Origin of the sequence: Neisseria sicca VK64 (assembly GCF_000260655.1) — a bacterium.
Classification (GTDB): domain Bacteria; phylum Pseudomonadota; class Gammaproteobacteria; order Burkholderiales; family Neisseriaceae; genus Neisseria; species Neisseria sicca_B.
The window spans coordinates 1-20,807 of the sequence record NZ_AJMT01000060.1 but is presented as its reverse complement, the minus strand read 5'-3'; the positions used below and the strand labels follow the sequence as shown (position 1 = coordinate 20,807).

Here is a 20,807-nt window from a genome sequence, read left to right as displayed (position 1 = left end):
TGTGCTGTACCGTACGGCGGGGTATAGGGAATTGCTTGCGGAGCATTCCATGGTTCAAAGCATGTCGCGTAAGGCGAACTGTTGGGACAATGCGCCGATGGAAAGCTTCTTTGCGGTGTTGAAGACGGAGTGTTTCTATAATGCAGGTGAATTGACGGTAGATGAATTGATGAAGCAGATAGATGACTATATGGATTACTACAACCGGGAGCGTTGCAGTTTGAAATTGAAAAAGCTGAGTCCTGTCGCATACAGAACCCAGCTTGCACAGAGCGCCTGAATAGGCTTTTATGAGTGTCCAAGATTTGGGGGCCAGTTCAAACTGTATTTTGGTTTTCAGACGACCTTTCTTTTGATTTTTGATTTCCTTCCATTTACATCTATATTTGAAAACTATCGATGTGATTAAATAATTATATAAATCTAATCAATTTCTTGGCCGTTTATAACTATTGGTTTTATCAAAATAATTATCAGGTCTTTCAACTTTGGGATTTGTTTCCCTACTATGCCCTCCATCTTTTGACAAATCGCAAATAAAAAGGAAACCAATATGGCACGCTTAACCGTACACACCGTCGAAACCGCTCCCGAAGCAGCAAAACCCCGCGTCGAAGCCGCGCTGAAAAACAACGGCTTCATCCCCAACCTCATCGGCGTGCTGGCAAACGCGCCCGAAGCGTTGGCGTTTTATCAAGAAGTCGGCAAACTGAACGCCGCCAACAGCCTGACTCCCGGTGAAGTCGAAGTCATCCAAATCATCGCTGCCCGCACCAACGAATGCGGTTTCTGCGTGGCAGGCCACACCAAGCTGGCAACCTTGAAAAAACTCCTGTCCGAGCAATCCATCAAAGCCGCGCGTGCGTTGGCGGCGGGCGAATTTGACGATGCCAAACTGGGCGCGCTCGCTGCGTTCACCCAAGCCGTGATGGCGAAAAAAGGCGCGGTATCCGATGCCGAACTCAAAGCCTTCTTCGACGCCGGCTACAACCAGCAGCAGGCTGTCGAAGTCGTGATGGGCGTTGCCTTGGCGACTTTGTGCAACTACGTCAACAACGTCGCGCAAACAGAAATCAACCCTGAATTGCAGGCGTTCGCCTGATTCTGACCCAAGGTCGTCTGAAAAGCGGCGGCAAAACTATTTGCCCGTTTTCAGACGACCTTTTTCAAAAATGCCGTCCCTGTAACGGACTGCTTCCCCTTTCCAACGGAACGCCCCTCCCCGCGCCGTCCGCACACATTTTCAAGGATAAGACCATGAACCGTGAAACCTTATTGTCTCAAGTTGCCGAACTCGTCAAAGCCAAACTCAAACCCTTAGTGGACGAAATCGACCGCAATGGCTTGTATCCCGAAGATTTTATGCGCGAACTCGGCGCCATCGGCGGATTCGGCGCAGTCGGTACGGAAGCGGAAGGCGGCAACGGCTTGGGTTTGGCGACGCAAATCGCCGTCTTGCGCGAAGTCGGCAAAGAATGCGGCGCGACCTCGTTCAGCGCATGGTGTCAGGCGGCTTGCGCGTGGTATCTGCACCAAACGCCCAACCAAGCCGTCAAAGACAAATACCTCGCCGACATCCTGCAAGGCAAAGTCTTGGCGGGTACGGGCATGTCCAATACCGTCAAACACCTCGCCGGCATTGAAAAACACAACCTTCAAGCCGAGCGCGTGGACGGCGGCTACAAAGTCAACGGCGCGCTGCCGTGGGTATCCAACATCGGCGAAGACCACATCTGGGCGAATACCGCCCAAATCGGCGACGGCTACGTCATGTTCATCACCGGCGGACAATGGGAAGGCGTAACCCTGCAAGCCTGCCCCGAATTCTGCGCCCTCGAAGGCACGCGCACGTTCAGCCTGAATTTCAAAGACGTATTCATCCCTGACGAAGACGTGATTGCCGCGCCCGAACAGTTCTCCGACTACATCGCCTCCATCAAGTCCGGCTTCATCCTGCTGCAAATCGGTATCGGCGCGGGCGTGATCGATGGCAGCCTCGGCATCATCCGCATCGCCAACGTCGTCAACGCCGAGGTCAACAGCTATCTCGACGACAGCTACGACAGCCTCAAAGCCGCCTTGGACGAGGCATGGCAAACCACCGAACGACTGGCAGACTTGGCTTGGAACAACACGCCCGACAACCTCGCCACGCTGAAACTGCGCGCCGCCGCCGCCGAGCTGACGCTTGCCGCCGCCCAATCCGCCGCCTTACACGCCGGCGCCAAAGGCTACCTCATGCGCAGCCCCGCCCAACGCCGCGTCCGCGAAGCCATGTTCGTCGCCATCGTTACCCCCGCGTTGAAACACTTGCGCAAAGAAATCGCGGCGCTGGAAGCGGCATAAGGGTTGAAACAGACCAACAAGGGGTCGTCTGAAAACCTTTTGCCGACCGTTTTCAGACGACCTTAACCATTAGAAGGAACACACCATGGCACAATACATGTGCGGCCCCTGCGGCTGGATTTACGACGAAGACCTCGGCGATCCCGAACACGGTATCGCCCCCGGCACCAAATTCGATGACATCCCCGACGATTGGAAATGCCCGGAATGCGGTGTCGGTAAAGAAGACTTTTACCTGCTGGACTTCGTGATATAGCTTTGGACACACTAAAAAGGTCGTCTGAAAACGTTGGATCAAACGGTTTCAGACGACCTTTTTGATTTTGTGATAACGCGGCTGCGATTAATCGTTTTCATCCCGCCAGCGTTTGAACACCAACGAAGTATTCACGCCACCGAAAGCGAAATTGTTGCTGACCACATAATCCGTTTCGATTTCGCGGCCGCCGCTCAAAATATAGTCCACCTTGCCGCAGCGCGGGTCGATGTCGTTCAGATTGACGGTCGGAGCAAACCAGCCGCTGTTCATCATTTCAATAGTGAACCACGCTTCCAGCGCACCGCACGCGCCGAGCGTATGGCCGAGATAGCTTTTTTGCGAACTCATGGGAATGAATCCGAACACGGCTTCGGTCGCCAGCGTTTCGGCGATGTCGCCTTTTTCGGTCGCCGTACCGTGGCCGCTGACGTAGCCGACTTTGTCGGGCGTAATGCCTGCGTCTTGCAGCGCGAGTTCCATACATTTCTGCATGGTTTCTTTTTGCGGCTGGGTAACGTGGCTGCCGTCGCTGTTGGCACCGTAGCCGACGAGTTCGGCATAGATTTTCGCACCGCGCCGTTTGGCGTGTTCCAATTCTTCCAACACAAAAATCCCTGCGCCTTCGCCGATGACCAAGCCGTCGCGGCCGTTGTCGTAAGGACGCGGGGTCAGTTCGGGTTCGCCGTTGCGGCGGCTGGCGGCGTAAAGCGAGTCGAAAACATAAACTTCGGACGGACAAAATTCTTCGCCGCCGCCCGCCAGCATCATGTCTATCATGCCGTATTTGATGGCTTCGTAGGCATAGCCTATGCCTTGGCTGCCGGACGAACACGCGCTTGATGTCGGGATGATGCGCCCTTTCAATCCGAAAAAGATGCCGATATTGGCGGCGGTCGTATGCGGCATCATGCGCACATAAGTATTGGCATTGAAATTGCGCGATGTACCCGTAGTCAGCAGTTCGCCCATGTCGCCGATGTCTTTGGTGCTGCCGACAGACGAACCGCACGCCACGCCCATACGTCCGTCGGTAATGCTTTCGTCTCCAAGCAAACCAGCGTCCGTCAGGGCCTGTTCCGCTGCATCGACACACAGGTGCGACACGCGCCCCATGCTTCTGAGCTGCTTGCGCGTCCAATGTTCGGGCGGAGTGTAGCCTTCAATCGGCGCACCCAGCTGCGCTTCCAATTCGGGGAAACGTTCGCGCCAATCCATGTATTTGACGGCATTTTTTTCAGCTTTAAACGCCGCCTGTATGCTTTGCCAATCGCGGCCGAAGGCGGTAATGCCGCCTATGCCCGTTACTACGACTCTTCTGGTATTCAACACAAACCTCCGTTCACCGCAATCACTTGGCGCGTGATGTACGCCGCTTTTTCATCCATCAGGAAGCGCACCGCATGCGCCACTTCTTCGGGCAGCCCCATACGCGCGGTGGGGACGGCTTTCAAAATTTCTTCGACGGGTACATTTTCATCGACAATCTCTGTATCGATTAAACCCGGTGCCACACAGTTGACGGTGATTTTGCGTTTCGCCAGCTCGACCGCCAAGGCTTTCGCCGCGCCGATCAAGCCCGCCTTGGACGCGCTGTAATTGACCTGCCCGCGGTTGCCCGTCAAGCCGGACACCGACGCCATACACACAATCCGTCCGGCTTTGCGGCGGCGTATCATCGGCATGGTCAACGGGTGCAACACATTATAAAAACCGTCCAAATTGGTTCGCAGGACCAAATCCCAATCGTCGTCTGAAAACGCGGGGAAGGCATTGTCGCGCGTCAATCCGGCGTTCAACACCACGCCGTAATACGCGCCGTTTGCTTCGATGTCGGCAGTCAAAATATCGCGGCAGGCTGCGCGGTCGGACACGTCAAACTGCAACACCCTCGCCTGTCTGCCCAAAGCGCGGATTTCTTCCGCTACGGCTTCGGCTTCATCGCGGCGGCTGCGGCAATGGACGACTATATCAAAGCCGTCCTCAGCCAAACCGAGTGCGACGGCTTTGCCTATGCCCCGGTTGGAGCCGGTAATCAAGATGGTTTCGCTCATAATGTTTCCTATTGGTTGGCGCGGTCTGCTTATTGGTCATCATCTGGACAGAGAAGGCTGTTTTCAGACGACCTTTCCGTCTTTCGGACTGTACACGTTCAACGAGGCTTTTGCCACCAGTCCGTCCGCAGGCAGCTTGGCGCGGGCATCTTCAGGCGCATCTGTCCAATGCAGTTCGCAATCGAATACGCCCATGCCGCCCGGGTCCTGTATCGACAGATTGGCGACCACCTTCATCTGCGTTCCGACGGGCAGGCTATCGGCAAACAATTCCAGCTTGCGCGTTCCCAATAAAAAGCCAAGCCGCACCGGCTCACCCGCTTCCAAAGCCTGTATACCTGCAAACGCGCCTATGCCCTGCGCCATGATTTCCATCAGCGATGTCACCGGCAATGCCCCGTCAACCAACAAAATGTGTTTTTCCCCCACAGCGGCTTGGGCGCAAACGTGTTTCGGACTGTATTCCGTCACACAATCGAGCAACACCATATGGCCGCTGTGTGGCAATAAAGAAGCAACATCGTGAATGGGGCAAATTAAATTTACAGTCATAAAGGTCGTCTGAAAACAGAATACGTTAGAATAGCGCGATTATATCAGACCCTAGAATGTGTTAAGCTATTTCGTTAAAATACATCACAATGTAAACTTTTGAAAACCATCATGTCATCCAACATTTGCCGTTTTTCTTTCAATATCGCCGCTTGGCACGCCTCAAGCAGTAAAATCGCCACGCCCGAACAATGGCGGCAATGGGCATCAGGCGCATTAGACGCCGACGGGCTGCCCGACCACAAACCCGCGCTTGCCTTCCTGCCCGCCCTGCAGCGCCGCCGTTTGGGCAAAGCCGCGCGCCTGATTTGCGACGCCTCGTGGGAATTGGCGGAACAATACCCCGGCAGCCCGTTGGTTTACGCCTCGCATGACGGAGAAATCAACCGCAGTTTCGAATTATGGCTGGGACTGTTGCAAACCGACAGCGTTTCACCGACCTCCTTCGGACTGTCCGTCCACAACGCTCCCGCCGGACAATGGTCCATGCTGCGCGGCGACATGAGCGAACACACCGCCCTCGCCGCCGGCAGCGACAATTTCGAAACCACTTTGGCAGAAGCCTATGCCCTGCTGCAAGACGGCGCACCATCCGTATTGGTCTTAATCGCCGACGACCCTTTGTCCGACGACTACCCCGTCCACGCCACACGCGCCCCGTTTGCCTACGCCCTGTCGCTTGTATTGACGCAGGGAGACGGCTACACACTCAGCCTCGATGTTGACGACACGTCGTCTGAAAACCCGTCCGACCTGCTGTCAGCCGATTACTGGGGCGCGCTCGACTGGATCCGTTTTTTACTTTCAGACGACCTTTCGGCAGAATGGCAACATGAAAAACGCCGATGGACATGGTGCAAAAAACCATGAAAACCCTAGACTACTGCCGCCGTTTCTTTGCCACCCTGTTCGGCTTCATCCTCTTCGGCGTTGCAGGCGTATTGTTCAAAATCGCGCTTTTGCCCTACACGTTCAAATCCACCAAAGGCGACATCAAACGCCAGCTTGAAGCGCGGCGCATGATAGGGAAAGTCTGGCGCTTTTTCGTCGGCTATCTGCAATGGTCGGGCGTATTGAGCGTCCGTTTCAACGGCTTGGAAAAACTCGGCAGGCCGGGGCAGCTCGTCCTTGCCAACCATCCCTCGCTGCTGGATGTCGTCTTGATGGTCAGCCACTTCCCCGACCCGAACGTACTGGTCAAAAAAGACCTGTTGAACAACCCCAGCATGAAAAGCCAGATCATCGCTTCCGGCTACATCCCCAACGACGAAAGCATGGAAATGTTGGAAGAAATCGACGTCGTGTTCAAAAGCGGACAAAGTATGCTGATTTTCCCCGAAGGCACGCGCACAGGCTGGGACGGACAGGTTAAAATGCACCGTGGCGCGGTATCGCTCGGTTTGCGCAGCGCATCGGTCATCACCCCCGTGTGCATCAAAATGACGCCGCCCAATTTCAAAAAAGGCCAGCCTTGGTACAAAATACCGCCGCACAAAATCCATTATGAAATCACCGTCGGCGACGACATCCTGCCCGAAGAATGGCTGGCGGAAAAACCCCTACCCATCGCCGCAAGGCGTTTAAACGAATACCTTCAAGACTATTTCACAAGGAAAACCACATGAATAACTTAGAAAACCAAATCAAAGAATTAATCATCGACAGCTTGGGGCTGGAAGACATCACCGCCGCCGACATCGGCAGCGAAGACCCGCTCTTCAGCGACGAAGGCTTGGGTCTGGATTCAGTCGACGCGCTGGAACTCGGTTTGGCAGTGCAAAAAACCTTCGGCTTCCAGCTCGACGGTGAAAACGACAACCTGCGCGAAAACTTCGCCAACGTCAAAACACTGGCAGAATTCGTCAAAAGCCGTCAGGCATAAAGGAGAAGCGATATGACCGAACAAGAAGTACGCACCCTTCTGACCGATGCACTGGTCAACCTGTTTGAAATCGAACCCGAGCGCATCAAACCCGAGACCAACCTCTACGAAGATTTGGAAATCGACAGCATCGACGCCATCGACCTCATCGACCACATCAAACGCGAAACCGGCCGCAAACTGCAAGCCGAAGACTTCCGCAACGTGCGCACCGTAGAAGACGTGGTTCAGGCGGTTTTGAAAGTACAGGCGCAAGATTCCTGATTCTGATTCAAACCGGCATATTTTCAGACGGCCTTGTCAATCGGCAAGGTCGTCTGAATATCAATAACACCCATGAAAATATTAGGAAAACTCCTGCTGACCCTCGCCAGCCTTGCCTATCCGCTCCTATGGTATTACGGCAGGGAAAACGGCGTGTTTTTCTGGCTTGCCGCCGCCATGTGCATCCTGTGGCTGATACGCGCCGCCATGCCGCAAACCACAGCCCAACGCATTACGGCGATTATCCTTGCCGCCTTTTTTGCCGCGGTACTGATTTTCAGACGACCCGACTCGATGTATTGGTATCCCGTCGCCGTCAACGCGCTGATGCTTGCCGTTTTTGGCGGCAGCCTGTTTGCCAAACAAACCGTCATCGAACGCCTCGCCCGACTGCAACACCCCGACCTTCCCCCCGAAGGCGTGCGCCACACCCGCCGCGTTACGCAAATCTGGTGCGGCTTCTTCATCCTCAACGGCGCAACCGCCGCCATTCTGGCAGGCTTGCAATATTACGACTGGTGGGCGGCTTATACCGGCATCGTGTCGTATGTGTTAATGGGGCTTTTATTTGCCGGAGAGTGGGTGTATCGGAAAGCCGTATTGAAGGTGTAGGTCGTCTGAAAAATCTTGTCGCGCTACCATCCATGATTTTAATATTTCAAGTAGTGCATTACATAAAAAATTTTAATTTCAAAGGATTATTCGAAAATGGGCACTCCAACTAATATTATTTTATTCAACTACCAAGTTATTATTGGAGAAAAAAACTTATCTAAATCTCTTTTGATTCCAATGATTGAAAAAGGATTTCAAAGAAGCCCATCTGAAACCGAGATGCAAAAAATATCGGCAACTATAGACAAAGAGAATGAACGCTTTATCCGGCTTATATTTAGTACAGGAAGTGTATATCCCCTACCTCCTAATGTAATTAGTATAGAAAATGGAAAAACCTCTAGAAACCGCCGAAAAAATACAGAAATTGAACCTAAATTTTCCTATGGGATTATGGATACAAAAACCGGAGAAGTCTGGCTTCAATACAACAAAAATAGTATCTTTAAAGAAGCTCTAACTCATTTCTATTCAAATGAACATATAGAAATAAAGCAAATATTAGATGAAAAACAATTCCAAGAATCTATAAATGAAATTAGAGAAATTAAATTAAGTGTATTACCTGACACCCTTCCTTATCTAGGTTCGCTGACAGAAAGCCTGCAACAAGATATTTATCAGTATGGAGCATCTAGTGCTGAAATTATATTTAGATACAAAGAAAAACTTACAGTAAAAAACGTTAAGAGAACTGTAAAAAAACTTATTACAAATAAGTTTGAGTTTAAGAAATTAGTTATTGCTGGTAGAAACACTGATAATTTAGAGATGGTTTTTAATACCAATACAGTATCTAGCAAGATTAGAGTGGTCTGCTCTACTGATGAAAATGGACTTCCACAAGAAGACGAGCTATTTAAACAAGCTGTTTTAAAGATACTGGAAATTTCACCATGAGTAAAAATATTATAAAGTGGTTGATATATTCGATCTGCACTTACTTATTATATCTTGGCATCAGTAAATATGACTTAGGATACTCTGGAAAACTTTCAGATTTATTATCTTTTCTTTCAATCGCAATAGGATTTTGTATTACTTCATTATCATTAATAGCAACAACTAAATTTTCTAAAAATTTGTATTCTAGGCAAAGCAAAAATAGCAATGACAAAACTTTATTGCATGAATTAGTACAGATCTTTCAATCAGCAAATAGCTTTTTTTTAACAACAATATGTCTAATTATTTGCTATCTATTCATAGAAAACATTTTTGAATTTAAGAAAAATTTAATATGTACGACATACACTGAAGAACAGCATATTGAAATCAAAAATATATTTCAATCTTGCATTACCTCCTTTATTTTTATTAGCCTATATAAATTCCAAAAACTTATACAAATCCTTGGTAAATATGTAATACAAGCCGCTAAAGAACAGTGACAAGCTATCGAATCAAAATTATGCGCCTAACCCAAATCCTATCCCCCAATCTACCCCAACATGACCTTATCGCCGCTCATCCGAATTGGACTCGCGCTGATTTCAACCGTGCGGTTTTCCTGCTGTCAGGTCGTCTGAAAACGGCAAACGTGCAAACTGCCGCGTTGTGGTTTGACGATGCCGCGCTGTTTGCCTGCGCCGTGCTGGCGGTGTGGCATTCGGGCGGGCGAGTGTTGCTGCTGCCGAATCTGGCGCGGGACAATTTGGACTGGGGGCGGACGGCGGATGTGTTTTTGACGGATTCCGAAGATTTGCAAAGCAAGTTGGGCAGTCAAACCGAACAACGCGATGAATCCGGACAACCGTTGGATGTGCAAGCCAGCCCACCCGTGTGGCACCTGCCCGATTTGCTTGCACACGCATCGACCGAAAACCCGACGCCTGCCCCTGAAAACCATCTGATTCCCGACCATGCCGAGGCGTGGCTGAAAACGTCGGGTTCCAGCGGCGAGGCGCAGGTGATTGTGAAAACCGCCGCGCAGATGCAGGCGGAAGCCTTGATGTTGGCGGACGCGCTGCCGTTCGGGCGCGGCGGGGAAACGGTTATCGGCAGCGTCATTCCGCAACACCTTTACGGCTTCACTTTCCGTTTCGCGCTTGCACTGACAATGGGCTGGCCTATGGAGCGGCGGCAGGCGGTTTATCCGGAAAACCTGCTCGCAAGCACGGCGGCGCATGAAAAAGTGGTGTGGATTGCCAGTCCGGCGGTACTCAACCGATTGGGTGAAAACCGCAACTGGCAGAGCATCGGCCATAAAATCGCGGGCATCGTGTCGGCGGGCGGCGCGCTGCCCGAAGCCACGGCGGATTTGCTGCAACAGGCTGCCGTCCGCCCGTTTGAAGTGTACGGCAGCACCGAAACTGGCGTGATTGCGTCGCGTCGGGAAAGCCGCGAATGGCGGCCGTTTGCCGGTGTGGAAATCGGGCAGAACGAAGAAGGCGCATTGTGGGCATCTTCGCCGTGGTCGCCCGAACGCCGCCAGACCGCCGATTTAATCGAGCCGCAACACGACGGTTTCCTGCTGCTCGGCCGCCAAGACCGCATCATCAAATTCGAGGACAAACGCGTGTCGCTGACCCAAATCGAACACGAACTTTTACGGCATCCGTGGATTGCCGACGCCCATTGCGGCCGCCATCCGCAACATCAGCGCATCGCCATATGGGCGGCGTTGAACGCGGACGGTATCGCCGCCCTGCGCGACCAAGGCCGAGCCGCCGTCGCCGACGCGCTCAAACGCCACCTTGCCGCCACGCAGGACACCATCGCCCTGCCCCGTTACTGGCGTTTCGCCGACAGCCTGCCGCGCAATGCCCAGGCCAAAATCGCCGCCGCCGATTTTCAGACGACCTTTACCGTCGCCCAGACATCGCCCGTTTGGTCAAAAACATCATCTGAAAAAGAAACTGCCGCCGAAACCTTCATCGGCCGCGTACCGCTCGATTTGGTCTATTTCGGCGGCCATTTCGCCACCTTCCCGCTCGTACCCGGCGTAGTCGAGCTGCAATGGGTGCGCGATCTGGCGGCGCGTCATCCGTGGGGCAGGCAGCGCGTCGTCCGCGTGGAAAACCTGAAATACCAGCAGTTCGTCCGTCCGCATGACGAAGTGTCGGTGGAACTGAAATACGATGAAGCCAAAAACAAATTGAGTTTTAAAGTCAGCAACGGAGACAATCCCTGTGCATCAGGGCGGATTGTGTTCGAGGTCGTCTGAAAATGCTTTTAGGTTCCGCCCTCTCCTGCGGGAAGAGGAAAACCTGCAAATCGGGGACAATCCCGCTCAAACCTAATAACAACCCATAATCAAATGAAAAGATAAAAAATATGCAACTTTTTCCAGCACTAGCACAACGTTATTCCGAAGAACACCAGTCCGCAGGCGAAGCGCAGCGTTTGGCGCAGGAAATCGCCTTTGCGCCGATTGTGTTCCAAGTATCCCGCCTGATGGTGAAATTCGACATTTTGGATTTGTTGAACGACCATTCAGACGGCCTTACTCAAGCCGAAATCGCCGAGAAAGCGCAAATCAGCGGTTACGCCGCGCAAGTGCTGCTTGAAGCCTCGCTCTCCATCGGCACGGTGCATACCCGCGACAACCGCTATTTCATCAGCAAAGCGGGCTGGTTCTTACTGAAAGACAAAATGGCGCGCGTGAACATGGATTTCACGCAGGAAATCTGTTACCAAGGCATGTTTGACTTGGAAAAAACCCTGCAAACGGGCAAACCCGAAGGACTGAAAGTTTTCGGCAGCTGGCCGACGATTTACGAAGGCCTGTCCTCGCTGCCGAGCGTCGCGCAGGAAAAATGGTTCGCCTTCGACCACTATTATTCCGACAATTCCTTTGCCGAAGCGCTGAAAACCGTGTTCGCCAAACCGGTTAAAAAACTGCTCGACGTCGGCGGCAACACCGGCCGCTGGGCGGAACAATGTGTCGGCTACAACGCCGAAGTCGAAGTCACCATCATGGATTTGCCGCAACAAATCGCCCTGATGCGCGAAGCGACCAAAGGCAAAACCGGCGCGGAACGCATCCATGCCCACCCCGCCAACCTGCTCGACCCCGAAGTCCCCTTCCCGACCGGCTTCGACGCGATTTGGATGAGCCAGTTTTTAGACTGTTTCACCGAAGAACAAGCCACCGGCATCCTGCGCCGCGCCGCCGCTTCCATGAGCGGGCACACCAGCCTCTACATCATGGAACCCTGCTGGGACAGGCAGCAATACGAAACCGCCGCCTACTGCCTGACCATGACCAGCCTGTATTTCACCGCCATGGCCAACGGCAACAGCAAAATCTTCCATTCCGAAGACCTGATACGCTGCGTTGAAAACGCCGGATTGAAAGTGGTGGAAATTTCAGACGGCATCGGACGCGGACACAGCATCTTGTGTTGCGAGAAGGTCGTCTGAAAAACGGTATCCCCATGAAAACCCTAGTGTTAATCCCCCACTACAACCATCCGACAACCATCGCCCGCGTCGTACAGACCATGCACGGCTTCGGTTTGGACGTATTGATTGTGGACGACGGTTCGCGCGAAGAATGCAAACCCGTATTGCAGGCATTGGTTTCAGACGGCATCCACGTCCTTTACCGCCCCATCAACGGCGGCAAAGGCGCGGCGGTCAAAACCGGTTTGAAATACGCCGAAGAAAACGGCTACAGCCATGTTTTACAGGTCGATGCCGACGGACAGCACCATCTGGACGACACGCCCAAACTCTTGGCGGCGGCGGAACAAAACCCCGAAGCCGTCGTCTGCGGCTGGCCTCAATACGGCGGCGACGCACCCAAAGCGCGGCTGTACGGGCGCAAGATTACCGACTTCTGGAACATGCTGCACACTTGGTCGTGCGACATCAAAGACGGCATGTGCGGCTTCCGCCTGTACCCGCTCGCCCCCGCGCTTTCGGTCGTCCGCGAAGAAACCGTGGGCGACCGCATGGATTTCGACACGGAAATCCTCATCCGCCTATACTGGCGCGGCGTCAAGCCGGTTTGGATTAAAACGCCCGTGCAATACGCCGCTGACGGCGTGTCTCACTTCAACGCCTTCGCCGACAACGTGCGCATCAGCAAAATGCACACGCGGCTGTTTTTAGGGATGTTGCGGCGGCGTTTGGGCGCTTTATTCGGAAAGGCCGTCTGAAAACATGACCGACAACACGCAAAACCACTGGGCGGCACAGCCCGAACGCGGCAGCCGCCTGTTTCTCGCCCTGACCACGCTGATGGTGCGCTATCTGCCTGCCTTCCTGATGAGGCCGTGCATCTGGTTTGTGGTGCTGTATTTCTACGCCACCGCGCCCAAACCGCGCCGCCATATCCTGCGGTATCAAACCCGTCTTCAGACGGCCTTTCCCGATACCGTTTTGCCGAAACACAGCGTATTCAAACAATTTATCGCGTTCGGCGAGGCAATATGCGACCGTTTTGCCGTGTGGCAGCGCAAAATCCGTTATGAAGATTTGGTACTGGAAGACCCGGACGGCGTTTATGCGCAAGTGAGCAATTCGGTACGCGGGCAGATTTTCGCCTGCTCCCACTTGGGCAACACCGAAGTCTGCCGCGCGCTGGTGTCGCACCATAAAGGCTTCAGGCTCAATGTGTTGGTACACAGCAAACACGCGCAGGCGTTCAACGAAGCCTTGCAAAAAGCGGGCGCGGAACACATCCGCCTGATTCAGGTTACGGATTTGGATTCCACCCTGATGATGGAACTGAACCGCCGCATCGAAGACGGCGAATGGATCGCCATTGCCGCCGACCGCGTACCCGTTCGCGGCGAGAAAACCGCCGACATCAACTTTCTAGGCCATACCGCCCCCATGCCGCAAGGCGCATGGCTCTTGGCCGCGCTCTTGAAAACTCAGGTGAACACGCTGTTTTGCGTCAAGCAAAACGGCCGCTACCATTTGAAACTGCGCCGCTTCACTGACACTTCCGACTGGAAACGCGGCAACCGCGAAGCCGCCGTTACCGCCGCCATGCAGAGCTTCGCCGATATTTTGGCGCAAGAATGCGCGCAAAATCCGCTGCAATGGTTTAATTTTTATGATTTTTGGAACGAAGAAAAAGAATAGGTCGTCTGAATCCTGAACCGCCCCTAAATCTCAGGCATTCAATAAGGGCCTATTCAGGCGCTCCGTGTAGGCCGGGTTCTGTAAACAACGCGGTTATTCTCTACACAGCTCAAATTCAGACGACCTTTGTATTTGAACAAGCGGTTTACGCTTTACCCGTGCTGCCGAAACCGCCTTCGCCGCGTTCGCTGGCGGCAAATTCGTCCACGACTTTAAACGAGGCTTGTACCACCGGCACAATCACCATTTGCGCGATGCGTTCCATCGGCTCGATGGTGAACGCTTCTTTGCCCCTGTTCCACACGGAGACTTTGAGTTCGCCCTGATAATCCGAGTCGATCAGTCCGACCAAGTTGCCCAAGACGATGCCGTGTTTGTGTCCCAGACCGGAACGCGGCAGCAAAACGGCGGCGTAGTCGGGATTGGCAAGGTGCACCGCCAGACCGGTCGGAACAAGGTAGGTGTCGCCCGGTTGCAGGGTAACGGCTTCGTCCAAACAGGCGCGCAGGTCGAGTCCGGCGGAACCGGGCGTGGCGTAGGCGGGCAGTTTGTCCGCCATTTTCGGATTGAGGATTTTCAGTTCGACTTCGGTTTGCATGATTTTTTCCGTTTCATTTGATTTGACGCGGATTATACACATATTCCCCTTCCCTATCGTTGGAGTCGTCTGAAAAAACGGGGTATGATTCATTCAAATAAACGTGAGTATCGGAGGACATCATGGATTTGCACAATATCCGCGAAGATTACAGCAAGCGCGAACTGTCGGAATCGGAATGCCATGCCGACCCGATTGTCCAGTTCGAGCAATGGCTGAACGAGGCGATTCATTCGCAAGTCAACGAGCCGACCGCTGTCAACGTCGCCTCGGTGGGCGAAGACGGCAGGCCGAACAGCCGCATGGTGCTGCTGAAAGAAGTCAATCCGCAGGGATTTGTGTTTTTCAGCAACTACTTAAGCCGCAAAGGCCGTTCGTTTGACGCGCATCCGTTTGCCGCCATGACGTTTTTCTGGCCAGAACTGGAGCGGCAGGTGCGCGTTGAAGGGTGCATCGAAAAACTGGATGCCGCCGCTTCGGACGAATATTTCGACAGCCGCCCCTACACCAGCCGCATCGGCGCATGGGCAAGCGCGCAAAGCGAAGTGTTGTCGAGCAAGGCGCTGTTGGTTGCCAAAGCGGCGGCAGTGGGCGCGAAACACCCGCTGCACGTCCCGCGCCCGCCGCATTGGGGCGGCTATCTCGTCATCCCCGACCGCATCGAATTCTGGCAGGGCCGCCCCAGCCGCCTGCACGACCGCATCCAATACCGCTTGGTTGACGGCAACTGGATACGCGAGCGGCTGTCGCCTTAAACTTTCCACAGCTTCAAGCCGATAGGGTAAAATTCCGACTCCCGCAAAAGGTCGTCTGAAATATAAAAACGTTTTAACAAAACTCGTTTCATTTGTTTTCAGGCGGCCTTTTATCCGTAACTTATCCTGCCGCCACCGCCGCAGAAGAACCGTTTTCCGCAGCGGGTTGAATTTGACTTGCCTAGTCCTGCTTCAAATTCAACCCGCTGCCATCAAACGCGTTAGGAGAACCCCATGTCCAAGCAACCCACCAGCAAACGCCAATGGCGCGACGGCGCAGCCCCGTCTGCCAAGAAAACCGCCAAACCTTTCAAAAGCAAAGCCCGTCCCAAAGACGAAACGCGCAAAACCGCTTCCAAACCTTACGGACAAAAAGTTTCAGACGACCTCAAGCCGCAAAACGCCCCCAAACAGCGCGCCGCCAAAGCCAGAAAACTCGTCGTCCGCAATCCCAACCAAAAAATCATGGAACGCGCGCGCGATTTGAAAGAGCGCCGCAGCGACCTGTCGCGCATGGAACCCGAACGCCTGCAAAAAGTGCTTGCCGCGTCCGGCGTCGGCTCCCGCCGCGAAATGGAAGAATGGATCAACAACGGCTGGGTAACGGTCAACGGCAAAACCGCACAACTGGGCGACAAAGTCACCCCCGACGACCACGTTACCGTCAAAGGCAGCATCATCAAGCTTAAATGGGCGGACCGCCTGCCGCGCATCATCCTGTATTACAAACAAGAAGGCGAAATCGTTTCCCGCGACGACCCGCAAGGCCGCGTCAGCATCTTCGACCGCCTGCCGCAGGCCGCCAGCAGCCGCTGGGTCGCCATCGGACGCTTGGACATCAACACCAGCGGCCTGCTCATCCTGACCACCTCCGGCGAACTCGTCCAACGTTTCGCCCACCCCAGCTTCGAAGTTGAACGCGAATACGCCGTGCGCGTACTGGGCGGGCTGACCACCGAACAAATGCGCAGTCTCACCGAAGAAGGCGTGATGCTCGAAGACGGCTTGGCAAAAGTCGAACGCATCTACGAACAAGGCGGCGAAGGCGCAAACAAATGGTACAACGTTGTAATTAAAGAAGGCCGCAACCGCGAAGTGCGCCGCATATTCGAAAGCCAAGGCCTCACCGTCAGCCGCCTCGTGCGCGTCGGCTTCGGCCCCATCGGCCTGCCCAACCGCCTCAAACGCGGACAGTTCTACGAACTCAACCCCGCCGAAGTCGCCAACATCATCAAATGGGCGGATATGCTGCTGCCGGGCGAACGCCGCCGGAAGAAAAGTTAATGTAAGATAAATCGGGTCTGAGACCTTTACAAAATCGTCTCAGCCCGACAAAATCTTGCCTAAGTCATAAACATAGTGGGTTAAGTTTAGACCAGTACCGCATTGCTCCGCCTTGTCCTGATTTAAACTTAACCCACTATTCACACATTAAAATCCAAATAAAAATTGACCCTGCGCTATCGTTGAATCTGCCAATACACTGCTATCAATACTTTTAACAATCAGCATGTGATATTTCTATGGAGCTTGAATCATGCCCCGTTTTTTTCTAAAAACCGTTTCCATACTCACGTTAGCAGCTTTGGCCGCGTGTTCCGGTCCACTCGAACACTCAAGTTCTTCACCTGAAGGTCTTCAGAGTCCATCCAACGCAGCACTGTCTACTGCCGCCGTTACTGAAGAAAATCTGTCTCTTGCAGAAAACACCGAACGCTACCAAGACCAACCCGACCAACCGGTCAAATCCGTTGCCCAAGAGCCTGTATCCACATTCAGCATAGACGTCGATACCGGAAGCTACGCCAACGTCCGCCGATTCCTGACCAATGGCGAACAGCCGCCCAAAGATGCTGTTCGGATTGAAGAAATCGTCAATTATTTCCCCTACAACTATCCACTGCCTACTGACAACCGTCCATTTGCCGTTCACACTGAAACCATTGATTCACCGTGGCAACCTGAAGCCAAACTCATCAAAATCGGTATCCAAGCACAAGACACCGCGAAGAAAGACCTACCGCCTGCCAACCTCGTTTTCCTTGTGGACGTATCCGGCAGTATGGATGAGGAAAACAAACTGCCGCTGGTTCAAGAAACCCTACGCATCCTGACCCAACAATTACGTCCGCAAGACAAAGTGACCCTGATTACCTATGCGTCAGGCGAGGATCTAGTGCTTCCACCCACCTCAGGTGCAGATAAAGAAACAATCCTGAACGCCATCGACAAACTGCGTGCAGGCGGCGCGACAGACGGCGAATCCGCACTGCAAATGGCTTATGAGCAAGCGCAAAAAGCCTTCGTACCCAACGGCATCAACCGCATCCTACTGGCGACCGATGGCGACTTTAACGTCGGCGTATCCGACACCGAAACCCTCAAATCCATGGTTGCCGAAAAACGCAAAAGCGGCGTTTCGCTCAGTACCCTAGGCTTCGGCATGGGCAACTACAACGAAGACATGATGGAACAAATCGCCGATGCGGGTGACGGCAATTACAGCTACATCGACAACGAAAAAGAAGCGAAAAAAGTCCTGCAACAGCAGCTGACCTCCACACTCGCCACCGTAGCGCAGGATGTCAAAATCCAAGTCGAATTCAACCCCGCCACCGTCAAAGAATACCGCTTGGTCGGCTATACCAACCGCACCCTGCGTAATGAAGACTTCAACAACGACAGAGTAGATGCGGGCGACATCGGCGCAGGCCACAGCGTGACCGCCCTCTATGAAATCATCCCGCAGGGCAAACAAGGCTGGCTTGAAGAATCGCGCTATCAAAAAGCCCCAGCCGCTAAAGGCAGCAAAAACGAATACGCCTTTGTCAAAGTGCGCTACAAACTGCCTGGACAAAAAGACAGCCAACTGATGCAGCAAGCCGTCCCCGTCGGCAGCAAACCGCTTGACCAAGCCGACAAAGACACCCTGCTCGCCCTTGCCGCCGCCTCCTACGCCCAAGCCTTGCGCGGCGGCGAATACAACGGCAAACTAAGCTGGGGCGACATCGAAAACATGGCACAAAAAGTCCAAGGCGATGATCCGTTCGGCCTGAAATCCGAATTTCTCCAACTGGTGCGCACCGCCGCCGGACACGGAGGAACATCAGGTCCTTTAGTTAAAGAGTAAAATCTCAAAAGGTCGTCTGAAAACTTTTCAGACGACCTTTTATACACCCTGCCTCAACCACCATCAGGAGCCGCTTCATGTTCACACTCAAAACCGACAACGACCGTCTGCTGCTCGCCTCAGCCGATTTGCGCGCGGAAATTTATCTCTACGGCGGGCTGCTCAACCGCTACGAAATCCGCCGCCCCGACGGCACGTGGTTCAACATCGTCAAAGCCTACGACACCCCGCAACACGCCCGCGAGAGCCTGACCGAATGGTTCCGCAGCGGCAAGCTCAGCCCGTACGCCTGCCGCCTGCGCCACGGCAAATACAGCTTTGACGGCAAAGCGTATCAGTGCGGCAAATTCAAACTCGCCGAACACGCGGCACACGGTTTGATGTATGACCGCGAGTTCGCCCTCGTCAACAGCCATGCCGACAGCCAATCCGCCGAAGTCGAAATCCGCGCAGATTACGCACAAGACGACAGCGGCTACCCCTTCCCCTTCAGCCTGACCGTCCGCTACTGCCTCAGCGCAGACGGCTTAAGCATCCGCTCTACCGTCCGCAACCAAGGCACAACCGCCATGCCGCTCGCAGACGGCTGGCACCCCTATTTCACACTCGGCGGCAAAACCGACGATTGGTCGATGGAAATCGACAGCAGCAAACGCCTGGGTTTCGATGCCGATTTGGTTCCCGACGGCAGTATGATCGATGATACCCGTTTTCAGACGACCTCAAGCTTGGCAGGCATCGAATTGGACAACAGCTTTGTCTTGGCACGCAGCAAACCCGCCGCCTGTACGCTTTCAGGCAACGGACTGACCCTGAGCATTTACCCCGACGCATCCTATCCCTACCTGCAAATCTTCACCCCATCGACCCGCGACACCATCGCCATCGAAAACCTCAGCGGCGCACCCGACTGTTTTAACAACGGCTTAGGGTTAATCAAGCTGGACGCGGGAGAAGAAGCCGCATTTGAAACGCGCTACCATATCGCAGCCAACCGTCCGTAAGCAGCCCGAACCTTCACCGGCAAAGCAAAGGTCGTCTGAAAACGCCCAATCAGGTTTTCAGACGACCTTTTAACCAACTGATGCACTGGTTTCTTTGACTGAAAAACAAAAAACAGCCAGCGTCAATAAACCTAGCATTTTCAATCAAATATGCTGTATTAAATCATAACCTGACCGAAATAGCGTTGCCATATTTTTTCTTTTACCCCACTAAAAGCGAAGTCATACTGAGCGAACCGGCAATAAGGTTGTCGTTGAAAAACGTAATGGCATCATCCGACTCGCGCAATGCCATAATACAAAGAAAAGGCAGATAATGTTCCGGCGTCGGCACGGAGAGCATCGCCTTTTCGCCCAGCCGTTCGTAATGAATCAAAGTGTCGTCATCCCTCTCAACAATCGCCTGATTGACCGCTTCACGGAACGCAAACGCCCAGTCATAACCCGCGCCGATTTGATTGATATGCGCCCTGCTCATCACGCTCAGATTATGGATAATATTGCCGCTGCCGATAATCAACACGCCCTGTTCGCGCAAGGCGGATAATTTTTTCGCCAAATTGAAATGCCATTCCGCCGACTGCAAACGGTTAAGACTGAGTTGTACCACAGGAATATCAGCATCAGGATACAGAAATTTCAACACCGCCCACGCACCGTGATCAAAACCGCGCGTCGGGTTCAGCTCCACATTTTCCGATTGTAATAACGACCGAACTTGCTCCGCCAATTCGGGCGAACCGGGCGCCGGATACTGCACTTGGCTCAGCTCTTCAGGAAATCCGTAAAAATCGTAAATCATTTCAGGATGTTCACCCGATGTAACTTGCAAACGGCTGCTGTACCAATGCGCCGAAATCATCAAAATCGCTTTGGGTTTGGCAAATTTTTGCGTAATCAGGCTGAGATTTTGGTTGAACGGATTTTCCTTATCCAGCACATTCATCGGACTACCATGCCCGACAAACAATACAGGCATTTTTTTCATCATTGCCTCCTTAAAATATTTGATGAGGCGGATTGTACGGATAAATGATTAAGCAATAAATCTCAATTTACGAACAATATAATTTCCCAATAGGAAATGATGAAATATTTTTTAGCTTTGCTGCAAAGTTAAAAAGAGGTCGTCTGAAAGTTGAGTTTCAGACGACCTCTTGTCCTAAGAGACCGTTTTAATCAATCTCTTTTGCCAATATTCAACCGTGTTTGTCCCATCAAGCTGCGTCTGTGTTTGACTCGGCTTTGCCGTTCTCCTACAAAGTTTTCAGCAATATAGTCAATTAAAAACAAAATAGTACAATACTCAACT

The 20,807-nt window shown here is 53.0% G+C and carries 24 protein-coding genes; 19 read left to right on the top strand and 5 right to left on the bottom strand.

Translation table 11 applies throughout. The features are described 5' to 3' along the window. From HMPREF1051_RS03710 to HMPREF1051_RS03695, 4 genes are all read left to right on the top strand, one after another. A partial coding sequence (locus HMPREF1051_RS03710; protein ID WP_155815283.1) for an IS3 family transposase occupies positions 1-280 on the top strand: 280 nt, incomplete at its 5' end. Between the two features lie 273 nt (positions 281-553). Then, complete coding sequence (locus HMPREF1051_RS03705; protein WP_003764609.1) at positions 554-1,102, top strand: carboxymuconolactone decarboxylase family protein; 549 nt, start codon at positions 554-556, stop codon at positions 1,100-1,102. Between the two features lie 155 nt (positions 1,103-1,257). Beyond that, positions 1,258-2,346 carry an acyl-CoA dehydrogenase family protein gene (locus HMPREF1051_RS03700; protein WP_003764596.1) on the top strand — a complete coding sequence of 363 codons (1,089 nt, stop codon included), beginning with the start codon at positions 1,258-1,260 and terminating at the stop codon, positions 2,344-2,346. A gap of 85 nt (positions 2,347-2,431) precedes the next feature. After that, complete coding sequence (locus HMPREF1051_RS03695; RefSeq protein ID WP_003757556.1) at positions 2,432-2,602, top strand: rubredoxin; 171 nt, start codon at positions 2,432-2,434, stop codon at positions 2,600-2,602. Positions 2,603-2,689: 87 nt separating this feature from the next. On the opposite strand, the gene HMPREF1051_RS03690 is transcribed toward HMPREF1051_RS03695, so the two are convergent. The 3 genes from HMPREF1051_RS03690 to HMPREF1051_RS03680 form a co-directional block, all read right to left on the bottom strand. Continuing rightward, positions 2,690-3,934 carry a beta-ketoacyl-ACP synthase gene (locus HMPREF1051_RS03690; protein ID WP_003764600.1) on the bottom strand — a complete coding sequence of 415 codons (1,245 nt, stop codon included), beginning with the start codon at positions 3,932-3,934 and terminating at the stop codon, positions 2,690-2,692. Continuing rightward, positions 3,928-4,656, bottom strand: coding sequence for a 3-oxoacyl-ACP reductase FabG (gene fabG, locus HMPREF1051_RS03685; RefSeq protein ID WP_003764602.1), 729 nt, complete (start codon positions 4,654-4,656; stop codon positions 3,928-3,930). Before fabG ends, HMPREF1051_RS03690 begins: the two co-directional genes overlap by 7 nt. Before the next feature lie 63 nt (positions 4,657-4,719). Then, a complete protein-coding gene (locus HMPREF1051_RS03680) occupies positions 4,720-5,208 on the bottom strand; it encodes a hypothetical protein (RefSeq protein WP_003764606.1) in 489 nt (162 codons plus the stop codon). A 111-nt stretch (positions 5,209-5,319) separates the two neighbouring features. Here HMPREF1051_RS03680 and HMPREF1051_RS03675 point away from each other — a divergent pair, with 111 nt between their 5' ends. From HMPREF1051_RS03675 to HMPREF1051_RS03625, 11 genes are all read left to right on the top strand, one after another. Next, on the top strand, positions 5,320-6,078 hold the full coding sequence (locus HMPREF1051_RS03675) for a beta-ketoacyl synthase chain length factor (RefSeq protein ID WP_003764599.1): 759 nt from the start codon (positions 5,320-5,322) through the stop codon (positions 6,076-6,078). Then, complete coding sequence (locus tag HMPREF1051_RS03670; RefSeq protein ID WP_036491687.1) at positions 6,075-6,833, top strand: lysophospholipid acyltransferase family protein; 759 nt, start codon at positions 6,075-6,077, stop codon at positions 6,831-6,833. The genes HMPREF1051_RS03675 and HMPREF1051_RS03670 overlap by 4 nt, the downstream gene beginning before the upstream one ends. Continuing rightward, positions 6,830-7,090 carry a phosphopantetheine-binding protein gene (locus HMPREF1051_RS03665; RefSeq protein WP_003764589.1) on the top strand — a complete coding sequence of 87 codons (261 nt, stop codon included), beginning with the start codon at positions 6,830-6,832 and terminating at the stop codon, positions 7,088-7,090. The genes HMPREF1051_RS03670 and HMPREF1051_RS03665 overlap by 4 nt, the downstream gene beginning before the upstream one ends. A 12-nt stretch (positions 7,091-7,102) precedes the next feature. After that, positions 7,103-7,354, top strand: coding sequence for an acyl carrier protein (locus tag HMPREF1051_RS03660; protein ID WP_003685738.1), 252 nt, complete (start codon positions 7,103-7,105; stop codon positions 7,352-7,354). A gap of 72 nt (positions 7,355-7,426) precedes the next feature. Then, positions 7,427-7,966, top strand: a complete 540-nt coding sequence (locus tag HMPREF1051_RS03655) for a hypothetical protein (RefSeq protein WP_003764605.1) — start codon at positions 7,427-7,429, stop codon at positions 7,964-7,966. 96 nt (positions 7,967-8,062) lie between these two features. After that, a complete protein-coding gene (locus tag HMPREF1051_RS03650; RefSeq protein WP_003764612.1) occupies positions 8,063-8,869 on the top strand; it encodes a hypothetical protein in 807 nt (268 codons plus the stop codon). Then, a complete protein-coding gene (locus HMPREF1051_RS03645; protein ID WP_036491679.1) occupies positions 8,866-9,360 on the top strand; it encodes a hypothetical protein in 495 nt (164 codons plus the stop codon). Before HMPREF1051_RS03650 ends, HMPREF1051_RS03645 begins: the two co-directional genes overlap by 4 nt. Before the next feature lie 20 nt (positions 9,361-9,380). After that, the gene (locus HMPREF1051_RS03640; RefSeq protein WP_003764591.1) at positions 9,381-11,135 is read left to right on the top strand and encodes an AMP-binding protein; all 1,755 of its coding nucleotides are present in this window, start codon (positions 9,381-9,383) and stop codon (positions 11,133-11,135) included. A 110-nt stretch (positions 11,136-11,245) separates the two neighbouring features. Next, positions 11,246-12,334 (top strand): class I SAM-dependent methyltransferase, encoded by a 1,089-nt coding sequence (locus HMPREF1051_RS03635; protein ID WP_003764595.1) that lies wholly within the window; start codon positions 11,246-11,248, stop codon positions 12,332-12,334. Positions 12,335-12,348: 14 nt separating this feature from the next. Then, on the top strand, positions 12,349-13,074 hold the full coding sequence (locus HMPREF1051_RS03630; protein WP_036491676.1) for a glycosyltransferase family 2 protein: 726 nt from the start codon (positions 12,349-12,351) through the stop codon (positions 13,072-13,074). A gap of 4 nt (positions 13,075-13,078) precedes the next feature. Continuing rightward, positions 13,079-14,008: a glycosyl transferase family 2 gene (locus HMPREF1051_RS03625; RefSeq protein ID WP_003764592.1), complete on the top strand. Its 930-nt coding sequence runs from the start codon at positions 13,079-13,081 to the stop codon at positions 14,006-14,008. A gap of 145 nt (positions 14,009-14,153) precedes the next feature. Here the strand turns inward: HMPREF1051_RS03625 and dut are convergent, their stop codons facing one another. After that, positions 14,154-14,606 (bottom strand): dUTP diphosphatase, encoded by a 453-nt coding sequence (dut, locus tag HMPREF1051_RS03620; RefSeq protein WP_036491672.1) that lies wholly within the window; start codon positions 14,604-14,606, stop codon positions 14,154-14,156. Positions 14,607-14,728: 122 nt separating this feature from the next. Here dut and pdxH point away from each other — a divergent pair, with 122 nt between their 5' ends. From pdxH to HMPREF1051_RS03600, 4 genes are all read left to right on the top strand, one after another. Continuing rightward, positions 14,729-15,361, top strand: coding sequence for a pyridoxamine 5'-phosphate oxidase (gene pdxH, locus HMPREF1051_RS03615; protein WP_003764597.1), 633 nt, complete (start codon positions 14,729-14,731; stop codon positions 15,359-15,361). A gap of 234 nt (positions 15,362-15,595) precedes the next feature. Then, a complete protein-coding gene (locus tag HMPREF1051_RS03610) occupies positions 15,596-16,645 on the top strand; it encodes a pseudouridine synthase (protein WP_003764594.1) in 1,050 nt (349 codons plus the stop codon). Between the two features lie 253 nt (positions 16,646-16,898). Further along, positions 16,899-18,491 carry a vWA domain-containing protein gene (locus tag HMPREF1051_RS03605; RefSeq protein ID WP_003764604.1) on the top strand — a complete coding sequence of 531 codons (1,593 nt, stop codon included), beginning with the start codon at positions 16,899-16,901 and terminating at the stop codon, positions 18,489-18,491. Between the two features lie 77 nt (positions 18,492-18,568). Beyond that, on the top strand, positions 18,569-19,495 hold the full coding sequence (locus HMPREF1051_RS03600; RefSeq protein WP_003764611.1) for an aldose 1-epimerase: 927 nt from the start codon (positions 18,569-18,571) through the stop codon (positions 19,493-19,495). A 202-nt stretch (positions 19,496-19,697) separates the two neighbouring features. Here the strand turns inward: HMPREF1051_RS03600 and ygiD are convergent, their stop codons facing one another. Next, on the bottom strand, positions 19,698-20,483 hold the full coding sequence (gene ygiD / locus HMPREF1051_RS03595; RefSeq protein WP_036491668.1) for a 4,5-DOPA dioxygenase extradiol: 786 nt from the start codon (positions 20,481-20,483) through the stop codon (positions 19,698-19,700). Between the last annotated feature and the right edge of the window lie 324 nt (positions 20,484-20,807).